This window comes from Streptomyces sp. NPDC031340, assembly GCF_055569945.1.
In genome coordinates this window covers 21,305-40,159 of the sequence record NZ_JBVIIE010000077.1, presented here as the reverse complement: position 1 = coordinate 40,159, position 18,855 = coordinate 21,305, and the positions used below count along the sequence as shown (strand labels likewise).

Sequence of the window (18,855 nt, the reverse complement as noted above, 5' to 3'; positions counted from 1 at the left end):
GCGACGCACCACCACCCCCATAACGGAAGGGGGCTGAACCAACGGCGGAGCAGAGGCCCGAACAAAACACCGACCCCCCCCCCCCCCCCCCCCGGGGGGGGGGGGGGGCCCCCCCCCCCCCCCACCAGGCGTTTCCCCGCACGTTTCCCCACGCGTTTCCCGTGACCCCGGCGACCCCTCGCGTGTGGGCCTCAGCACACTCCCCCGCCGCAGGTCAGCGGCAGGTTGACGGCCCTTCCGGCCGCGTGGTGGACTGCCGGGGCCAATTACGGCGGCAGAAGAGGAAGCCGGTGCAAGTCCGGCGCGGTCCCGCCACTGTCACCGGGGTGCGAGCCCCGGGAGCCAGGAACTCTCACCGCCGGTCTCGTCGAACCAGGGCGTGGACACCCTGAGTGAGGACATAGCGTCATGCGCGGCTGCCGGCCGAGGAACACCGCCCGAGCTCTGCCCGACCCCGCGGCCGGCTGAGCCGATGCGTGCCGATCGCGTCTTCGCGTACGGCGCCGCCGCCGGACTCGTGACCGACCTGCTCCTCGGCGATCCACGCCGCGGACATCCGGTCGCCGTGTTCGGGCGGGCCGCCGGCGCCGTGGAACGGGTGCTGTGGCGGGACCACCGCGGGTGGGGCTCGCTGCACGCCGTCGTGTGCGCGGGCGGAGCGGCGGCGCTGGGCGCCCTCGCCGCCCGTGCCGTACGCCCCTCCCCCGCCGCCTCGGTCGCGCTGACCGGCGCCGCCACCTGGGCCGTCGTCGGGGGGACGTCGCTCGTCCGGGAGGCCCGGGTGATCGGGCGGGCCCTGGAGGCGGGCGACGTGGAGGCCGCGCGGGCGCGGCTGCCGCACCTGTGCGGGCGCGATCCGCAGGCGCTGGACGCCGACGGGATCGCCCGCGCCGTCGTCGAGTCGGTCGCCGAGAACACCTCCGACGCCGTGGTGGGCGCGCTCGTGTGGGGCGCCGTCGCCGGCGTGCCGGGGCTGGTCGGGTTCCGGGCCGTCAACACGCTCGACGCCATGGTCGGGCACCGGTCCCCGAGGTACCGGCGGTTCGGCTGGGCCTCCGCCCGCCTCGACGACGTGGCCGGATGGCCGGGCGCGCGGCTCACCGCCGTACTCGCGGCACTGGCGGGCGACGACCGGCGGGGCGCCGTGCGGGCCTGGCGCGCCGACGCCGGCCGGCACCCGAGCCCCAACGCCGGGCCGGTGGAGGCGTCGTTCGCGGGCGCGCTCGGCGTGCGGCTGGGCGGAACGCTGTCGTACGCCGGGCGCGTCGAACACCGGCCGGTGCTGAACCGGGACGGCCGCGCCGTCGCCGTCCCCGACATCGAACGGGCCGTGCGGCTGTCCCGGCGGGTCGGTCTGCTCGCGCTCGGCGCCTGTGCCGCCGCGCGCCTCGTGGTGAGCCCTGTCGTGAGCCTCGTCGTGAAGGGACGCGGGAAATGAACGGTGGTCTCCTGGTCGCCGGCACCACCTCCGACGCCGGCAAGAGCGTCGTCACGGCCGGCATCTGCCGCTGGCTGGTACGGCAGGGTGTCAAGGTGGCGCCGTTCAAGGCGCAGAACATGTCCCTCAACTCGTTCGTCACCCGCGAGGGCGCGGAGATCGGGCGGGCGCAGGCCATGCAGGCGCAGGCGTGCCGCGTCGAGCCGACCGCGCTGATGAACCCCGTGCTGCTGAAGCCGGGCGGCGAACAGCGCAGCCAGGTCGTGCTGATGGGCAAGCCGGTGGGCGAACTGAGCGCGCGCGGCTATCACGGAGGGCGGCAGCAGAAGCTGCTCGGGACGGTTCTCGACTGTCTCGCCGAACTGCGGGGCACGTATGACGCGGTGATCTGTGAAGGGGCCGGTTCGCCCGCCGAGATCAACCTGCGGCGGACCGACATCGTGAACATGGGGATCGCCCGCAACGCCGGGCTGCCCGTGCTGGTGGTCGGAGACATCGACCGCGGGGGCGTCTTCGCCTCCTTCTTCGGGACCGTCGCCCTGCTCTCCCCCGAGGACCAGGAACTCGTCGCCGGGTTCCTGGTCAACAAGTTCCGCGGGGACGTCTCCCTGCTCCAGCCGGGCCTGGACATGCTGCACGGGCTCACCGGCCGGCAGACCTACGGCGTGCTGCCCTTCCGGCACGGGCTCGGCATCGACGAGGAGGACGGGCTGCGCGTCTCGCTGCGCGGGACCGTGCGGGAGTCGAACACCGCCCCGCCCGTCGGCGAGGACGTCCTGCGGGTCGCCGTCTGCGCGGTCCCGCTGATGTCGAACTTCACCGACGTGGACGCGCTGGCCGCCGAACCGGGCGTCGTCGTGCGGTTCGTGGACCGGCCCGAGGAACTGGCGGACGCCGACCTCGTGGTGGTCCCCGGCACCCGGGGCACGGTGCAGGCCCTCCAGTGGCTGCGCGAGCGGCGGCTCGCGGACGCCTTGGTGCGCAGGGCCGCCGAAGGGCGGCCGGTGCTCGGCATCTGCGGCGGCTTCCAGATCCTCGGCGAGCACATCGAGGACGACGTGGAGAGCCGGCGCGGGCACGTCGACGGCCTCGGCGTGCTGCCCGTGCGGGTGCGGTTCGCCCGCGAGAAGACCCTCACCCGGCCGGTGGGCGAGGCCCTGGGCGAACGCGTCGAGGGCTACGAGATCCACCACGGGGTCGCCTCCGTCGAGGGAGGGGAGGCGTTCATCTCTGATGACGAAGGACACAGCCTCGACGGCTGCCGGGTCGGCCAGACCTGGGGCACGCACTGGCACGGCTCACTGGAGTCGGACGGCTTCCGGCGGGCCTTCCTGCGCGAGGTGGCGGCCGCCGCGGGCCGCCGTTTCGTGCCCGCCGACGACACCTCGTTCGCCGCGCTGCGCGAGGAGCAGCTCGACCGGCTCGGCGACCTGATCGAACAGCACGCGGACACGGACGCGCTGTGGCGGCTCATCGAGTCCGGCGCGCCGCAAGGACTGCCCTTCATCCCACCGGGAGCGCCCGCATGAGCACAGTGTTGTTGTTGTCGACCGCCGACACGGACCTGCTGGCGGCCCGCGCCTCCGGCGCCTCCTACCGGATCGGCAACCCGACCCGGGTGGACGTGGCCGGGGAACTGCCGGGGCTGCTCGCGGGCGCCGACATCGCCGTCGTACGGCTGCTCGGCGGCAAGCGCGCCTGGGAGGACGGGCTGGCCGCGCTGAAGGCGTCCGGCGTACCCACCGTGCTGCTCGGCGGGGAGGCGGTGCCGGACGCCGAGCTGATGGCCGAGTCGTCGGTGCCGGCCGGTGTCGTCGCCGAGGCGCTGCGATACCTGGTGGAGGGCGGCCCCGCCAACCTGACCGAGCTGGCGCGGTTCCTGTCCGACACCGTGCTGCTGACCGGCGAGGGGTTCGTCGAGCCGCAGCAGATGCCCGAGTACGGCGTCCACGGCGAGCGTGCCCTGCTCGACGGCCGGCCCACGGTGGGCGTGCTGTTCTACCGGGCCCACGAACTCAGCGGCAACACCGCCTTCGTGGACACCCTGTGCGACGCGATCGAGGCGCACGGCGCCAACGCCCTGCCGGTCTACTGCGGTTCGCTGCGCGGGGCGGACGCCGGGCTGTACGAGATCCTGGGCCGGGCGGACGCGCTGGTCGCCACCGTCCTCGCGGCCGGCGGCACGCACGCCTCGCAGGCGTCGGCGGGCGGAATCGATCCAGTGGTGCGAAGCACCTCCGTTGAGGGTGGTGGCGGGCGACGGGCGGGCGAGGAAGCCTGGGACGTCGGGCGGCTCGCGGAGCTGAACGTCCCGGTCCTGCAAGGGCTGTGCCTGACGTCGTCCAGGGCCGCCTGGGACGAGTCCGACGCCGCCCTCTCCCCCATGGACGCGGCGATGCAGGTCGCGATCCCGGAGTTCGACGGACGGCTGATCACCGTGCCGTTCTCCTTCAAGGAGCAGGGCCCGGACGACGTGCCGGTGTACGTCGCCGACCCGGAGCGGGCCGCCCGGGTCGCCGGGATCGCCGTACGGCACGCGCGGCTGCGGCACAAGCCGAACGCGGAGAAGAAGGTCGCGCTGGTCTTCACCGCGTACCCGACCAAGCACTCCCGCGTCGGCAACGCCGTCGGCCTCGACACGCCCGCGTCCGCGGTGCGCGTCCTGGACGCGCTGCGGGACGCCGGGTACGGACTCACCGAATACCCCTCCGGCGGCGACGAGCTGATCCACCGGCTCATCGAGGCCGGCGGGCACGACGTGGAGTGGCTGACGGAGGAGCAGCTGGCCGCCGCGCCCGCGCGGGTGCCGCTCGCCGACTACCGGGCGTGGTTCGACAAGCTGGACCCCGGACTGCGGGACGCCATGCTGGAGGCGTGGGGCGAGCCGCCGGGCTCGCTGTACGTCGACGGCGACGACATCGTCCTCGCCTCCCTCCAGTTCGGGAACGTCGTGGTGATGATCCAGCCGCCGCGCGGTTTCGGCGAGAACCCGATCGCGATCTACCACGACCCCGACATGCCGCCGTCGCACCACTACCTGGCTGCCTACCGCTGGCTGGAGAACAGTTTCGGCGCCGACGCGATCGTGCACATGGGCAAGCACGGCACGATGGAGTGGCTGCCCGGCAAGGGCCTGGGGCTCGGCCCGGGGTGCGCCCCGGACGCCGTACTCGGCGACCTGCCGCTGATCTACCCGTTCATCGTCAACGACCCCGGCGAGGGCACCCAGGCCAAGCGGCGCGGGCACGCCACGGTCGTCGACCACCTGGTGCCGCCGATGGCCCGCGCCGACACCTACGGCGACCTGGCCAAACTGGAGCAGCTCCTCGACGAGTACGCCCTCGTCTCCGACCTGGACCCGGCGAAGGCGCCGGCCGTGCGCGCGCAGATCTGGACGCTGGTCAAGGCGGCCGAACTCCACCACGACCTGCACGTCGACGAGCAGCCGGACGACGCGGCGTTCGACGAGTTCGTCATGCACATCGACGGCTACCTGTGCGAGATCAAGGACGTGCAGATCCGCGACGGCCTGCACATCCTCGGCGGCGGTCCGGTCGGCGAACCGCGCGTGAACCTGGTCCTCGCGGTGCTGCGGGCATCGCAGGTGTGGGGCGGGCAGGCCAACGCGCTGCCGGGACTGCGGGCCTCGCTCGCGGCCCATTTCGGGCTCGTCGAGAAGGAGTTGCTGGCCGAGCCGGGCACCCCGGTGAAGCTGCCGGCCGAACTGACCGACCTGGTCGACGGCCCGGCGCGCACGGCCGCCGACGCGATCGACCTGCTGGAGCTGTTGTGCCGGCGGATCGCGGAGGGCATGGAGGCGCGCGACTGGGCGGCCGCCGAGAGCGCACCGCTGGTGCGCGAGGTGCTCGGCGCCGAACTCCCCGACGCCGTCGCCGTGGTGGAGTTCGCGTGCACCGAGGTCGTGCCCCGGCTGGCGCGCACCACGGACGAGATCGGGCACATCCTGCGGGCGCTGGACGGCGGTTACGTCCCGGCGGGCCCGTCGGGCTCGCCCACCCGCGGTCTGGTCAACGTCCTGCCGACCGGCCGGAACTTCTACTCCGTCGACCCCAAGGCCATCCCCTCCCGGCTCAGTTGGGAGGTCGGCCAGTCGCTCGCCGACTCGCTCGTGGCCCGCTATCTGCAGGACACCGGGGAGTACCCGAAGTCCGTCGGCCTGACGGTGTGGGGCACGTCCGCGATGCGCACCCAGGGCGACGACATCGCCGAGATCCTGGCGCTGCTGGGCTGCCGCCCGGTGTGGGACGACGCCTCGCGCCGGGTCACCGGCTTCGAGATCGTGCCCCTGGCCGAGCTGGGCCGGCCCCGCATCGACGTCACAGTCCGCATCTCCGGCTTCTTCCGGGACGCCTTCCCGCACGTGGTCGGGCTGATCGACGACGCGGTGCGGACGGTCGCGGAGCTGGACGAGCCGGCCGGCCAGAACTACGTCAAGGCGCACGCCGACGAGGACACCGCCGCGCACGGCGACCGGCGCCGGGCCACCGCCCGCGTCTTCGGCTCCAAGCCGGGCGCGTACGGCGCGGGCCTGCTGCCGCTGATCGACGCCCGCAACTGGCGCAGCGACGCCGACCTCGCCGAGGTGTACGCCGTCTGGGGCGGCTACGCCTACGGCCGCGGGCTCGACGGGCGCGCGGCGCGCGGCGACATGGAGACGGCGTTCAAGCGGATCGCGGTGGCGGCGAAGAACGTCGACACCCGCGAGCACGACCTGGTCGACGCGGACGACTACTTCCAGTACCACGGCGGCATGGTCGCCATGGTGCGCCACCTGACGGGCGCGAGCCCGGAGGCGTACGTCGGCGACTCCGCCGTACCGGACCAGATCAAGACCCGCACGCTCGGCGAGGAGACGCACCGCGTGTTCCGCGCCCGGGTGGTCAACCCGCGCTGGATGGCGGCGATGCGCCGCCACGGCTACAAGGGCGCCTTCGAGATGGCGGCGACCGTCGACTACCTCTTCGGCTACGACGCCACGGCGGGCGTGGTCGACGACTGGATGTACGAGAAGCTCAGCGCCGAGTACGTCTTCGACGCGGAGAACCGGGACTTCATGAAGAAGTCCAACCCGTGGGCGCTGCGCGGGATCACCGAACGGCTGCTGGAGGCCGCCGACCGGGGGCTGTGGGCCGAGCCGGACGCGGAGACGCTGGAGCGGCTGCGCGCCACCTACCTGGAGCTGGAAGGCGACTTGGAGGGCGACGAGAAGTGAGTACCCCCTTTCCGTTCACGGCCGTCGTCGGACAGGACGACCTGCGGCTCGCGCTGCTGCTGAACGCGGTGTCCCCGGCGGTCGGCGGCGTGCTGGTGCGCGGCGAGAAGGGCACCGCCAAGAGCACGGCCGTGCGCGCTCTTTCGGCGCTGCTGCCGGAGGTGGCCGTCGTCCCCGGGTGCCGGTTCTCCTGCGACCCGGCGGCACCGGACCCGTCCTGCCCGGACGGGCCGCACGAGCCGGGCGCCGGTGCGCAGCGCCCCGCGCGGATGGTCGAGCTGCCCGTCGGCGCCTCCGAGGACCGGCTGGTCGGCGCCCTCGACATCGAGCGGGCGCTCGCCGAGGGCGTGAAGGCCTTCGAGCCCGGCCTGCTCGCCGACGCGCACCGCGGCATCCTCTACGTCGACGAGGTCAACCTCCTCCACGACCACCTGGTCGACCTGCTGCTGGACGCGGCCGCGATGGGCGCCTCGTACGTCGAGCGTGAGGGCGTCTCCGTGCGGCACGCGGCGCGGTTCCTGCTCGTCGGGACCATGAATCCCGAAGAAGGCGAACTGCGTCCCCAACTGCTGGACCGCTTCGGCCTCACGGTCGAGGTGGCCGCCTCCCGGGAGCCCGACCAGCGGGTGGAGGTCGTCCGGCGGCGGCTCGCCTACGACGACGACCCGGCCGGCTTCGCCGCGCGCTGGGCCGGCGAGGAGGCCGCCGTACGGCAGCGGATCGTCGCCGCGCGGGAGCTGCTGCCGCAGGTGAAGCTGGGCGACGGGGCGCTGCGGCAGATCGCAGCGACCTGCGCGGCCTTCGAGGTGGACGGGATGCGGGCCGACATCGTGATGGCCCGGACGGCGACCGCGCTGGCGGCGTGGGCCGGGCGGACCGACGTGCTCGCCGAGGACGTGCGGCAGGCGGCGCTGCTGGCGCTGCCGCACCGGCGCAGGCGCAACCCCTTCGACGCGCCCGGGTTGGACGAGAGCAAGCTGGACGAGACGCTGGAGGAGTTCTCCGGCGACGACGACACCGACCCCGACTCCGATCCCGATCCGGGCCCCGACGGCGGTGGCCCGGGCGGGGGCGGCGGGCAGCCGGCGCCGGACGCCGGGCCGCAGGGCGGGGACACGGGCGCGCGCCCGGAGGCCGGGGAGGACGGCGAGCCGCGGGCCTCGGGGGCCTCGGAGCAGTCCCCCGCGCGTGCCGCCGAGCCGTTCCGGACCAAGGTGCTGAGCGTGCCCGGGATCGGTGAGGGCGCCGCCGGGCGGCGTTCGCGGGCACGGACCGAGCACGGGCGCACGACCGGGGCGCGGCGGCCGCGGGGCGCGCTGACGAAGCTGCACCTCGCCGCGACCGTGCAGGCGGCCGCCCCGCACCAGCGGGCCCGCGGCCGGTCCGGGCGCGGGCTGGTCGTGCGCCGGGACGATCTGCGGCAGGCGAAGCGCGAGGGGCGTGAGGGCAACCTCGTCCTCTTCGTCGTCGACGCCTCCGGTTCGATGGCGGCGCGGCAGCGGATGAGCGCCGTGAAGGGTGCCGTGCTGTCCCTGCTCCTGGACGCCTACCAGCGGCGGGACAAGGTGGGGCTGGTGACCTTCCGCGGGTCGGCCGCGGAGGTGGCGCTGCCGCCGACCTCGTCGGTGGACGCGGCGGCGGCCCGGCTGGAGTCGTTGCCGACGGGTGGCCGTACGCCGCTCGCGGCGGGGCTGCTGAAGGCGCACGAGGTGCTGCGGGTCGAGAAGCTGCGGGACCCCGCGCGGCGGGCGCTGGTGGTGGTGGTGACCGACGGTCGGGCCACCGGAGGCCCGGAGCCGGTGGCGCTCGCCGGGCGGGCGGCGCGGCTGTTCGCGGCCGAGGGGGTCGCTTCGGTGGTCGTCGACTGCGAGTCGGGGCCGGTGCGGCTGGGGCTCGCCGGGCAGCTCGCCGGTGAACTGGGGGGCGCCGCGGTGACGCTGGAGGAGCTGCGGGCGGACTCGATCGCCGGGCTGGTCAGGGACGTTCAGGGCAACAGGAGGGCCGCGTAATGCCGCAGGGACAGCCGAGTGTCATCCCCGACGACGGACTGACGACGCGTCAGCGGCGCAACCGGCCGCTGGTGGTCGTGCACACCGGCATCGGCAAGGGCAAGTCGACGGCCGCGTTCGGGCTCGCGCTGCGGGCCTGGAACCAGGGCTGGCCGATCGGGGTGTTCCAGTTCGTGAAGTCGGCCAAGTGGAAGGTCGGCGAGGAGAACGCGCTGCGCGTGCTCGGCGCTTCCGGCGAGGGCGGGACCGTCGCCTGGCACAAGATGGGCGAGGGCTGGTCCTGGGTCCAGCGCGACGCGCAGATGGACAACGAGGAGAAGGCCCGCGAGGGCTGGGAGCAGGTCAAGCGGGACCTGGCCGCCGAGACGTACAAGCTGTACGTGCTCGACGAGTTCGCGTACCCGATGCACTGGGGGTGGATCGACACCGACGAGGTCGTGGAGGTGCTGCGCGACCGGCCGGGAACCCAGCACGTCGTGATCACCGGGCGGAACGCGCCGGAGAAACTCGTCGACCTCGCGGACCTCGTCACCGACATGTCCAAGGTCAAACACCCCATGGACGTGGGCCAGAAGGGCCAGCGGGGCATCGAGTGGTGACGTCCTCGTCCGTGCCCCGGCTGGTCGTCGCCGCGCCGTCCTCCGGCAGCGGCAAGACCACCGTCGCCACGGGGCTGATGGCCGCGTTCGCCGCGCGGGGGCTCGCCGTGTCCCCGCATAAGGTCGGGCCGGACTACATCGACCCCGGGTACCACGCGCTGGCCACCGGGCGGGTGGGGCGCAACCTCGACGCCTACCTGTGCGGGCCGGCGCTGGTGGGCCCGCTGTTCGCGCACGGTGCGCGCGGGTGCGACATCGCCGTCGTCGAGGGCGTGATGGGCCTGTACGACGGGGCCGCGGGCGAGGGTGAGCTGGCGTCCACCGCGCAGGTGGCGAAGGTGCTGCGGGCGCCGGTGGTGCTCGTCGTGGACGCGTCGTCGCAGTCGCGGTCGGTGGCGGCGCTGGTGCACGGGTTCGCGTCCTGGGACCCGGAGGTGCGGATCGGGGGCGTGATCCTGAACAAGGTCGGCTCCGACCGGCACGAGGAGCTGCTGCGGGAGGCGCTGGACTGCGCCGGGGTGCCGGTGCTGGGGGTGCTGCGGCGGGTTCCGCAGGTGGACACGCCGTCGCGGCATCTGGGGCTGGTGCCGGTCGCCGAGCGGCAGACGGCGGCGGTGGAGGCCGTCGCGGCGATGGGCGCGCAGGTCGCCGCCGGGTGCGACCTGGAGGCGCTGGCGGCGCTGGCCCGGAGCGCGGGCACGGTGCCGGGCGAGCCGTGGGAGCCGCCTGTCACGACCGAGCGTGCGCGTCCCGTGGTCGCCGTCGCCGGCGGTCCCGCCTTCACGTTCTCCTACGCCGAGCACACCGAGCTGCTGACCGCGGCCGGCGCCGACGTGGTGCCCTTCGACCCGCTGCGCGACGAGCGGCTGCCGGACGGCACGAGCGGGCTGGTCATCGGCGGCGGCTTCCCGGAGGTGTACGCCGACGGGCTGTCCGCCAACGAGCCGCTGCGCAAGGAGGTCGCGGACCTGGCGGCGAGCGGCGCGCCGGTCGCCGCCGAGTGCGCCGGGCTGCTGTACCTGTGCCGGGAGCTGGACGGGCAGCCGATGTGCGGGGTGCTGGACGCCACGGCCCGGATGAGCGAGCGGCTCACCCTGGGCTACCGGGACGCGGTGGCCGTCGGCGACAGCGTGCTCGCGGTGGCCGGGACGCGGATGCGCGGGCACGAGTTCCACCGCACGGTCGTCGAGCCGGGCGCGGGGGCGGCTCCCGCCTGGGGTGTGCGCGCCCCCGTGCGGCGGGTCGAAGGTTTTGTACAGCGAGGTGTGCACGCGAGTTATCTGCACACGCACTGGGCGGCCGAGCCCGGTGTCGCCCGTCGGTTCGTGGAGAGGTGCCGGACGTCATGAGCAGCAGGCTGATCGGGGTCGGGGTCGGGCCGGGCGACCCGGAGCTGGTGACCGTCAAGGGCGTCAACGCGCTGCGCGCCGCCGACGTGGTGGTCGTACCGGTGATGGACACCCTGGAGCGCGGGCGCGCCGAGGCGACCGTGCTGCACTACGTGCCCGCGGAGAAGGTCGTCCGGGTGGTGTTCGCGCTGAACGAGCGGACCGACCGGGCGCGGCGGGAGGCCGCCTGGGACGTGGCCGGCGAGCGGGTCGCCGAGCTGCTGCGGGAGAGCGGCTGCGTCGCCTTCGCGACCATCGGCGACCCCAACGTGTACTCGACGTTCACCTACCTCGCGCAGACCGTCGCCGGGCTGGTGCCGGGGACGGTCGTGGAGACCGTGCCGGGGATCACCGCCATGCAGGACCTGGCGGCCCGGTCCGGCGCCGTGCTCACCGAGGGGACGGAGCCGCTGACGCTGGTGCCCGTCACGGCCGGGAGCGCGGTGCTGAAGGAGGCGCTGAGCGGGCCGGGCACGGTCGTCGCGTACAAGTTCGGGCGGCAGGCCGGTGAGGTGGCCGAGGCGCTGCGGGAGACCGGGCGGATCGGCGACGCCGTGTGGGGTTCGGCGCTGGGGCTGGAGACCGAGTCGATCCGGCCGGCCGCCGAACTCGACGGCGCCGAGCTGCCATACCTGTCCACGCTCATCGCGCCGCCGCGGCGGGACGGCGGGCGGGGCGGCAAGCTGTGACATCCCCCGGATCACGCAGTTCACGCGGCGATGCCGACCACCAGCCAGATGAACGCCGCGCCCGCGACCGTGCACAGCACGGTGGAGCGGGCGGGGTGCTCATGGTGGGCCTCGGGGAGGATCTCGGCCGCCGCGAGGTAGAGCAGCACGCCGCCGAAGAGGCCGAGGTAGCCGCCGAGCAGCGTCTCGGGGATGGTGAGGAAGGCGGTGGACGCCGCGCCGGCGACGGGCGCCGCCGCGTCCGCGAACAGCATGGTCAGCGCCTTGCGGCGGGCGTTGCCGTACAGGCTGGTGATCGTGTACGTGTTGAAGCCGTCGGCGAAGTCGTGGGCGATGACGGCGAGCGCGACGGCCAGGCCCATGCCGCCGCCGACCTGGAAGGCCGCGCCGATGGCCAGGCCGTCCATGGCGCTGTGGCCGACCATCGCCGCGGCGGCGGTCAGGCCCACCTCGGGCGTCCGGTGGGCGTGCTCCTCGGCGCCGTGCGCGGCCTTGCGCGTGGCCAGCAGCCGTTCCACGAGGTGGGCCAGCAGGAACCCGGCGACGAACAGCAGCAGGGCCGCCGGGACGCCGAACACCTCCCGGCCCGCCGCCCTCAGCGCCTCCGGCAGCAGGTCCAGGCCGACCACGCCCAGCATCAGGCCCCCGGCCAGGCCCAGCACCAGGTGGCGACGGTCGGTCACGCGCTGTGCCGTCCAGCCGCCGACCAGCGTCATCAGGAACGCGCCGAGCGCGACGAACACCGCCATGGGGCCTTGTTATCCGATCGGCGGCCCTTCGCGCACATCCGACGACCGATCACGTACTGAATGCCTGATTCCTGTAGGAGAGGACCGATCCCCATGGCCGATGCCCCCGCCGGCAAGGTGACCTTCGTCGGTGCCGGCCCCGGCGCCGCCGACCTGCTGACGTTCCGTGCCGCGCGCGCCATCGCCGAGGCCGACGTCGTGATCTGGGCGGCCAGCCTGGTGCAGGCGGAGGTCCTCGAGCACGCGCGCGAGGACGCGGAGGTCCTCGACTCGGCGACGATGTCGCTGGAGGACGTCGTCGCCGTCTACGAACGCGCCCACCGGGACGGTCTGCGGGTCGCCCGCATCCACTCCGGCGACCCGGCGCTGTGGGGCGGCACGCAGGAGCAGCTCGACCGGTGCGCCCGGATCGGCATCGCGACGGAGGTCGTGCCCGGTGTGTCGGCGTTCTCCGCGGTGGCCGCGCTGGCGCAGCGGGAGCTGACGATCCCGGAGGTCGCGCAGTCGGTCGTGCTGACCCGGCTGGGCGGCGGCAAGACGCCGATGCCGCCCGGCGAGGAGGTGCGCGAGTTCGCCCGGCACGGCACCACGATGGCGGTCTTCCTGTCGGCGGCGCGCAGCGGGCAGCTGGTGCGGGAGCTGCTGGAGGGCGGCTATCCCACCGACACGCCCGTCGTGGTCGCCTACCAGGCGACCTGGCCGGAGGAGCTGCTCGTGCGGTGCACGATCGGCACGCTGGAGGAGACGGTCAAGGAGCACAAGCTCTGGAAGCACACCCTGTTCCTGGTCGGCCCGGCCCTGGACGCGCACGGCACGCGCTCGCACCTGTACCACCCCGGTCACTTCCACGGCTTCCGCAAGGCCGACCCGGAGGCCCGCAGGGCCCTGCGCGCGCGGGGTGCGAGCACGTGATCACCGTCGTCGGCACGGGGACGGAGGCGCCGGTGCCGTCCGATGTGCTGGCCGGGGCCCGGCTGGTGGTCGGCGGGCGGCGGCATCTGGAGTCCGCGCCGGTGCCCGCCTGTGCCGAGCGGGTGGTGCTCGGTCCGCTGGCGCCGGCCATGGACGCCGTCGAACGGCAGCTGGGCGAGGGCGGCCGGGTCGTCGTGCTGGCCTCCGGGGACCCCGGGTTCTTCGGGATCGTGCGGGCGCTGGCCGAGCGGTTCGGGGCGGAACGGCTGGACGTGCGGGCCGGGGTGTCCTCCGTCGCCGCCGCGTTCGCCCGGGTCGGGCTGCCGTGGGACGACGCCGTGGTGGTCAGCGCGCACGGGCGGGCGCTGCGGACCGCGGTCAACGTGTGCCGGGCGCGGCCGAAGGTCGCCGTGCTGACCGGGCCGGGCAGCGGGCCCGCCGAGCTGGGGGCCGCGCTGCGGTCCGAGTCGCGGGTGCTCGTGGTGGCGTCGGCGCTGGGCTCCGCGCAGGAGCGGGTGGAGCGGGTGACGCCCGCCGAGGCCGCCGCCCGGGACTGGGGCGACGCGGTCAGCGTGGTGCTGTGCCTGGACCAGGCGCGGGCGCTCGGCGGGGTGCGCACGGTCGCCGGGGCGCCGGCCGGGCCCGCCGGATGGGCGCTGGAGGAGTCCGCGTTCGCCCACCGCGACTCGATGATCACCAAGTTCGAGGTGCGGGCGCTCGCCCTGGCCCGGCTCGGGCCCCGGCTCGGCGACCTGGTCTGGGACGTCGGCGCGGGCTCCGGCTCGGTGGCGGTGGAGTGCGCGCGGCTCGGCGCGGCCGTCACCGCGGTCGAGAAGACCCGGGACGGCGTCGAGCGGATCCGCGCCAACGCGGCCGCGCACGGTGTGGACGTCCGGACCGTGCACGGGTCGGCGCCGGAGGTGCTGGACGGCCTCGACGCCCCCGACGACCCCGACGCGGTGTTCGTCGGCGGCGGCGGGCGCGAGCTGCCCGGCATCGTCGGCGCGTGCGCGCGGCGCGCCCGGCGGACGGTCGTGGTGGCGATGGCCGCGCTCGACCGGGTGCCGGCCGCCCGCGAGGCGCTCACCGGCGCCGGGCTCGACTGCGACGGGGTGCTGTTGCAGTCGTCGCGGCTGGCGCCGCTGCCGGGGGACGTGACCCGGCTGGCGGCGGCCAATCCCGTGTTCCTGCTGTGGGGTGTCAGAACCCCGTTCTCTCGTGAAGGAGTTGCTCTGTGATCGGCCTCATTTCCGCCACCGCGGCGGGGGCGGCGGCGCGCGACCGGCTGGCCGCGGCGTGGCCGGACCGCACGCGCGTGTACGAGGGTCCCGCCGGGGACGCCGTACGGGCCGCGTTCGCGGAGTGCGAGCAGCTCGTGTGCTTCCTCGCCACCGGCGCCGTGGTGCGGCTGGTGGCGCCGCTGCTGGACGACAAGCGGACCGACCCGGGCGTGGTGTGCGTCGACGAGGGCGGCCGGTTCGCCGTGCCGCTGGTCGGCGGCCACGGCGGCGGCGCCAACGAACTCGCCCGCGAGGTAGGCGAGTTGCTGGGCGCGGAGCCGGTGGTGACGACGGCGACGGACGCGGCGGGGCTGCCGGGCCTCGACACGCTCGGGCTGCCCTGCGAGGGCGCCGTGGCGGCGGTCTCCCGCGCCCTGCTCGACGGCGAACCGGTCGTGCTGGAGGCGGAGGTGCGGTGGCCGCTGCCCGCGCTGCCGACGGCGGCGCACGGCTCGTACACCGTCCGGCTGACGGACCGGGCCGTCGACGCGGGCGAGCGCGAGGTGCTGCTGCGGCCGCCGTCCCTGGTGGTCGGCGTGGGCGCGTCGAAGGGCGCGCCCGCCGAGGAGGTGCTCGGGCTGGTCGGGGAGGCGCTGCGGGAGGCGGGGCTGTCCGCGCGCAGCGTCGCGGAGCTCGCCACGGTCGACGCGAAGGCCGGCGAGCCCGGGATCGTCGCGGCGGCCGAACGGCTCGGGGTGCCGCTGGTGACGTACTCCGCGGCGGAGCTGGCGGCCGTCGACGTGCCCAACCCGTCCGCCGCGCCGCTGGCCGCCGTCGGCACGCCGTCCGTCGCGGAGGCGGCGGCCCTGCTGCGGGGCGGTGAACTCCTCGTCCCCAAGCGGAAGTCGGCGATGGCGACGTGTGCCGTGGTACGGCGTCCGGGGCGCGGGCGGCTGGCGGTGGTCGGGCTCGGTCCCGGCGCCCGCGACCTGCTCACCCCGCGCGCGAAGGCCGAACTGCGGCGCGCCTCGGTCCTGGTCGGGCTGGACCAGTACGTCGACCAGATCCGCGATCTGCTGCGGCCCGGCACCCGGATCCTGGAGTCGGGGCTCGGCGCCGAGGAGGAGCGGGCCCGCACGGCCGTCGCCGAGGCCCGCGAGGGGCAGGCGGTCGCGCTGATCGGCAGCGGCGACGCGGGCGTGTACGCCATGGCGTCCCCGGCGCTCGCGGAGGCGTCCGACGACATCGACGTGGTCGGCGTGCCGGGGGTGACGGCGGCGCTGGCGGCCGGGGCGATCCTGGGCGCGCCGCTCGGCCACGACCACGTGTCGATCAGCCTGTCCGACCTGCACACGCCGTGGGAGGTCATCGAGCGGCGGGTGCGGGCGGCGGCCGAGGCGGACCTCGTCGTGACCTTCTACAACCCCCGTTCCCGCGGCCGTGACTGGCAGTTGCCGAAGGCGCTGGCGATCCTCGCCGGGCACCGGGAGCCGGCGACTCCGGTGGGCGTCGTGCGCAACGCCTCCCGGCCGGACGAGTCCGGCCGGGTGACGACGCTGGCCGGACTGGACCCGGCGACGGTCGACATGATGACGGTCGTGACCGTGGGCAACACCGCGACCCGGGAGATCGCCGGGCGCATGGTGACGCCGCGCGGCTACCGCTGGCAGGAGGAGGCGCAGTGAACCGGGCGACCCGGGTGGTGCACCCGATCGAGCAGGAGTCCTTCCGGCGGCTGCGCGCCCGCCTGGACACCTCGCACTTCCCGCCGCTGACCCGGGCGGTCGTGGAGCGGGTGATCCACTCCGCGGCCGACCTCGACTACGCGGCCGACCTCGTCATGGACGAGGCCGAACTGACCGTCGCGCACGCCGCGCTGCACGCCGGGGCGCCCGTCGTGGTGGACGTGGAGATGGTCGCGGCCGGGATCACCCGGCGCGAGACCGTCTGCCGGCTCAAGGACGCGAAGGCCGGTCCGGGGCTGACGCGTTCGGCGCACGCGGTGCGGCTGGCCTACGAGCAGGTCGGCCCCGGCGCCCTGTGGGTGATCGGCTGCGCGCCGACCGCCCTGGAGGAGCTGCTGACGCTGGACGCCTCCCCCGCGCTCGTCATCGGCCTGCCCGTCGGCTTCGTCGGCGCGGCCGAGTCCAAGGCCGCGCTGCGCGCGAGCGGGCTGCCCGCCGTGAGCAACGTGTCCGAGAAGGGCGGGTCGGCGGTCGCCGCGGCCGCACTGAACGCCCTGCTGTACCACCCCGTTCCGCTTTCCGAGGAGACATCGTGACCACCCCGCCGCCCGCCCTGCTCATCGCCGGCCACGGCACCCGGGACGACGCCGGTGCCGAGGCGTTCCGCGACTTCGTGCGGCAGTTGGGGCGCCGCCACCCCGAACTGCCCGTCGCCGGAGGCTTCATCGAGCTGTCCCCGCCGCCGCTGGGCGACGCTGTCGCCGAGCTGGTGGAGCGGGGCGTGCGCCGCTTCGCCGCCGTGCCGCTGATGCTGGTGTCCGCCGGGCACGCCAAGGGCGACATCCCGGCGGCGCTGGCCCGCGAGAAGGAACGGCACCCGGGGATCTCGTACACCTACGGCCGTCCGCTGGGCCCGCACCCGTCGCTGCTGAACGTGCTGGAGCGGCGGCTGGAGGAGGCGCTGGGCGCGGCCGAGGGCCCGTCCGGCGACCACCCGTCCGGCGACCGGTCGGACGTGACGGTGCTGCTGGTCGGGCGCGGCTCGACCGACCCCGACGCGAACGCCGAGGTGTTCAAGGCGGCGCGGCTGCTGTGGGAGGGCCGCGGGTACGCCGGGGTGGAGACGGCGTTCGTGTCGCTGGCGGCGCCGGACGTGCCGAGCGGCCTCGACCGGTGCGCGCGGCTCGGTGCGCGGCGGATCGTCGTACTGCCGTACTTCCTGTTCACCGGGATCCTGCCGGACCGGGTGCGGCGGCAGACCGAGGAGTGGGCGGCCGCGCACCCGGAGCTGGAGGTGCGGTCGGCGGACGTCATCGGCCCCGAACCGGAGCTGCTCGACCTGGTGATGGAGCGGTACCGGGAGGCCGTCGAGGGCGATCTGCGGATGAACTGCGACAGTTGCGTGTACCGCATCGCGCTGCCCGGTTTCGAGGACAAGGTGGGCGCGCCGCAGCAGCCGCACTTCCACCCGGACGACGACGGCCACCATCACCACCACGGGCACCACCACGGCGGACACGCCCATGCCCACTGAGGACGCCGCCGGGCCCGACCTGCGCCACCACGGCGACGCCGAGGTCCGCGACGACGGCTCGGCGCTGGTCGACCTGGCCGTGAACGTCCGGGCCGGCACGCCCCCCGCCTGGCTGCGCGAGCACATCGCCCGGTCGCTGGACGGACTGGCCGCCTATCCCGACGGTCGGGCCGCGCGGGCGGCGGTGGCGGCGCGGCACGGGCTGCCGCCGGAGCGGGTGCTGCTGACGGCCGGCGCGGCGGAGGCGTTCGTGCTGCTGGCGCGGGCGCTGAAGGTGCGCCGGCCGGTGGTGGTGCATCCGCAGTTCACGGAGCCGGAGGCGGCGCTGCGGGACGCGGGCCACACGGTCGACCGGGTGCTGCTGCGGGCGGCGGACGGTTTCCGGCTGGACGCCGCCACGGTCCCCGAGGACGCCGACCTGGTGGTGATCGGCAACCCGACGAACCCGACGTCGGTGCTGCACCCGGCCGGGTCCGTCGCCGCGCTCGCCCGTCCCGGGCGAACGCTGGTGGTGGACGAGGCGTTCATGGACGCGGTGCCGGGCGAGCGGGAGGCCCTGGCCGGGCGGACCGACGTGCCGGGGCTCGTCGTGCTGCGAAGTCTGACGAAGACGTGGGGGCTGGCGGGGCTGCGGATCGGATACGTGCTGGCCGCCCCGGAGACGATCGCCGAACTGGAGCGCGCCCAGCCGCTGTGGCCGGTGTCCACGCCGGCGCTGGCCGCCGCCGAGGCCTGCGTCGGGCCGCGGGCGCTGGCGGAGGCGGCCCACGCGGCACACCGCATCGCCGCCGACCGGGCCCATCTGGTGGCCGGGCTCGGCGCGTTCGCCCCGCGAGGGCTGCGGGTGGCGGAGCCTGCCGAGGGCCCCTTCGTCCTGGTCCGGCTCCCCCGCGCCGCCGAGGTGCGCCGGCGGCTGCGCGAGCTGGGGTTCGCGGTGCGGCGCGGGGACACCTTCCCGGGGCTGGACGATCAGTGGCTACGGCTGGCGGTGCGGGACCGGGCCACGACCGACTCGTTCCTGCGAGCCCTGGAACAGGCGCTGTAGCGGACGCGCCCCGGAACGGGCCCGGAGCGTCGGTGCCGGGGCGGCAGCCACGCCCCTGACCCCGTGACTGCACCCGTCCCGGCCGGCACCCTCCCGGTCGGCACCCTCCCGGTCGGCACCCTCAGGGGCCCCGGGAGGGCCGCCTCGCACCCCGCCGGACCTCCCCGGCAGGGCGATGCCCCGCCGGACGCAGGCCCGGGCCCAGGATGCCGGGCCCGGGCCCGCCCCCCGAGCACGGTGATCGACCCGCCTGCGGCACCACCACGGATCACCGGGAAGCGGCGCTCCCCCAGCCCCTCCCGGCAAGCCGCCCGGCACCGCGACGGTGTCCGCGCCCGGCCGCCGCCCCGGCCC

14 protein-coding genes and 1 riboswitch are annotated in these 18,855 nt (G+C 75.3%); of the genes, 13 read left to right on the top strand and 1 reads right to left on the bottom strand.

The genetic code is table 11. The features are described from left to right. Positions 1 to 232 precede the first annotated feature (232 nt). A riboswitch (cobalamin riboswitch) is annotated at positions 233 to 371 on the top strand. A gap of 101 nt (positions 372 to 472) precedes the next feature. From ACZ5GT_RS37245 to cobI, 7 genes are read left to right on the top strand one after another with little or no spacing between them, the layout of a single operon-like run. Further along, positions 473 to 1,438 carry a cobalamin biosynthesis protein gene (locus tag ACZ5GT_RS37245; RefSeq protein WP_469035437.1) on the top strand — a complete coding sequence of 322 codons (966 nt, stop codon included), beginning with the start codon at positions 473 to 475 and terminating at the stop codon, positions 1,436 to 1,438. Continuing rightward, positions 1,435 to 2,967 carry a cobyric acid synthase gene (locus tag ACZ5GT_RS37240; protein WP_469035436.1) on the top strand — a complete coding sequence of 511 codons (1,533 nt, stop codon included), beginning with the start codon at positions 1,435 to 1,437 and terminating at the stop codon, positions 2,965 to 2,967. The genes ACZ5GT_RS37245 and ACZ5GT_RS37240 overlap by 4 nt, the downstream gene beginning before the upstream one ends. Beyond that, entirely contained in the window at positions 2,964 to 6,671 is a 3,708-nt protein-coding gene (cobN, locus tag ACZ5GT_RS37235; RefSeq protein WP_469035435.1) for a cobaltochelatase subunit CobN, read from the top strand. Before ACZ5GT_RS37240 ends, cobN begins: the two co-directional genes overlap by 4 nt. Beyond that, the gene (locus ACZ5GT_RS37230) at positions 6,668 to 8,680 is read left to right on the top strand and encodes a putative cobaltochelatase (protein WP_469035433.1); all 2,013 of its coding nucleotides are present in this window, start codon (positions 6,668 to 6,670) and stop codon (positions 8,678 to 8,680) included. The genes cobN and ACZ5GT_RS37230 overlap by 4 nt, the downstream gene beginning before the upstream one ends. After that, a complete protein-coding gene (gene cobO, locus ACZ5GT_RS37225) occupies positions 8,680 to 9,279 on the top strand; it encodes a cob(I)yrinic acid a,c-diamide adenosyltransferase (protein ID WP_469035431.1) in 600 nt (199 codons plus the stop codon). Before ACZ5GT_RS37230 ends, cobO begins: the two co-directional genes overlap by 1 nt. Continuing rightward, positions 9,273 to 10,628, top strand: coding sequence for a cobyrinate a,c-diamide synthase (locus ACZ5GT_RS37220; RefSeq protein WP_469035427.1), 1,356 nt, complete (start codon positions 9,273 to 9,275; stop codon positions 10,626 to 10,628). Before cobO ends, ACZ5GT_RS37220 begins: the two co-directional genes overlap by 7 nt. Then, complete coding sequence (gene cobI, locus ACZ5GT_RS37215; RefSeq protein WP_469035424.1) at positions 10,625 to 11,356, top strand: precorrin-2 C(20)-methyltransferase; 732 nt, start codon at positions 10,625 to 10,627, stop codon at positions 11,354 to 11,356. The genes ACZ5GT_RS37220 and cobI overlap by 4 nt, the downstream gene beginning before the upstream one ends. A 20-nt stretch (positions 11,357 to 11,376) precedes the next feature. Here cobI and ACZ5GT_RS37210 read toward each other — a convergent pair whose 3' ends face one another. Continuing rightward, positions 11,377 to 12,105 carry a ZIP family metal transporter gene (locus ACZ5GT_RS37210; protein WP_469035422.1) on the bottom strand — a complete coding sequence of 243 codons (729 nt, stop codon included), beginning with the start codon at positions 12,103 to 12,105 and terminating at the stop codon, positions 11,377 to 11,379. 93 nt (positions 12,106 to 12,198) lie between these two features. Between ACZ5GT_RS37210 and cobM the strand changes: the two genes are divergently transcribed. Genes cobM through cobC form a run of 6 tightly spaced genes read left to right on the top strand, consistent with a single transcriptional unit; the run spans position 12,199 to position 18,501 of the window. Continuing rightward, on the top strand, positions 12,199 to 13,017 hold the full coding sequence (cobM, locus tag ACZ5GT_RS37205) for a precorrin-4 C(11)-methyltransferase (RefSeq protein WP_469035419.1): 819 nt from the start codon (positions 12,199 to 12,201) through the stop codon (positions 13,015 to 13,017). Further along, positions 13,014 to 14,255: a precorrin-6y C5,15-methyltransferase (decarboxylating) subunit CbiE gene (gene cbiE / locus ACZ5GT_RS37200; RefSeq protein ID WP_469035416.1), complete on the top strand. Its 1,242-nt coding sequence runs from the start codon at positions 13,014 to 13,016 to the stop codon at positions 14,253 to 14,255. Before cobM ends, cbiE begins: the two co-directional genes overlap by 4 nt. Further along, positions 14,252 to 15,922: a precorrin-3B C(17)-methyltransferase gene (gene cobJ, locus ACZ5GT_RS37195; RefSeq protein ID WP_469035414.1), complete on the top strand. Its 1,671-nt coding sequence runs from the start codon at positions 14,252 to 14,254 to the stop codon at positions 15,920 to 15,922. The genes cbiE and cobJ overlap by 4 nt, the downstream gene beginning before the upstream one ends. Next, complete coding sequence (locus ACZ5GT_RS37190; protein WP_469035412.1) at positions 15,919 to 16,518, top strand: precorrin-8X methylmutase; 600 nt, start codon at positions 15,919 to 15,921, stop codon at positions 16,516 to 16,518. The genes cobJ and ACZ5GT_RS37190 overlap by 4 nt, the downstream gene beginning before the upstream one ends. Beyond that, on the top strand, positions 16,515 to 17,456 hold the full coding sequence (locus tag ACZ5GT_RS37185) for a sirohydrochlorin chelatase (RefSeq protein ID WP_469035409.1): 942 nt from the start codon (positions 16,515 to 16,517) through the stop codon (positions 17,454 to 17,456). The genes ACZ5GT_RS37190 and ACZ5GT_RS37185 overlap by 4 nt, the downstream gene beginning before the upstream one ends. Then, positions 17,446 to 18,501 carry an Rv2231c family pyridoxal phosphate-dependent protein CobC gene (gene cobC / locus ACZ5GT_RS37180; RefSeq protein WP_469035405.1) on the top strand — a complete coding sequence of 352 codons (1,056 nt, stop codon included), beginning with the start codon at positions 17,446 to 17,448 and terminating at the stop codon, positions 18,499 to 18,501. Before ACZ5GT_RS37185 ends, cobC begins: the two co-directional genes overlap by 11 nt. Positions 18,502 to 18,855 lie beyond the last annotated feature (354 nt).

Coding starts and splice junctions, on each gene's coding strand:
- cobI (WP_469035424.1), top strand. CDS start 10,625: ATGAGCAGCAGGCTGATCGGGGTCGGGGTCGGGCCGGGCGACCCGGAG.
- ACZ5GT_RS37240 (WP_469035436.1), top strand. CDS start 1,435: ATGAACGGTGGTCTCCTGGTCGCCGGCACCACCTCCGACGCCGGCAAG.
- ACZ5GT_RS37245 (WP_469035437.1), top strand. CDS start 473: ATGCGTGCCGATCGCGTCTTCGCGTACGGCGCCGCCGCCGGACTCGTG.
- cobC (WP_469035405.1), top strand. CDS start 17,446: ATGCCCACTGAGGACGCCGCCGGGCCCGACCTGCGCCACCACGGCGAC.
- cobM (WP_469035419.1), top strand. CDS start 12,199: ATGGCCGATGCCCCCGCCGGCAAGGTGACCTTCGTCGGTGCCGGCCCC.
- cobO (WP_469035431.1), top strand. CDS start 8,680: ATGCCGCAGGGACAGCCGAGTGTCATCCCCGACGACGGACTGACGACG.
- ACZ5GT_RS37210 (WP_469035422.1), bottom strand. CDS start 12,105: ATGGCGGTGTTCGTCGCGCTCGGCGCGTTCCTGATGACGCTGGTCGGC.
- cobN (WP_469035435.1), top strand. CDS start 2,964: ATGAGCACAGTGTTGTTGTTGTCGACCGCCGACACGGACCTGCTGGCG.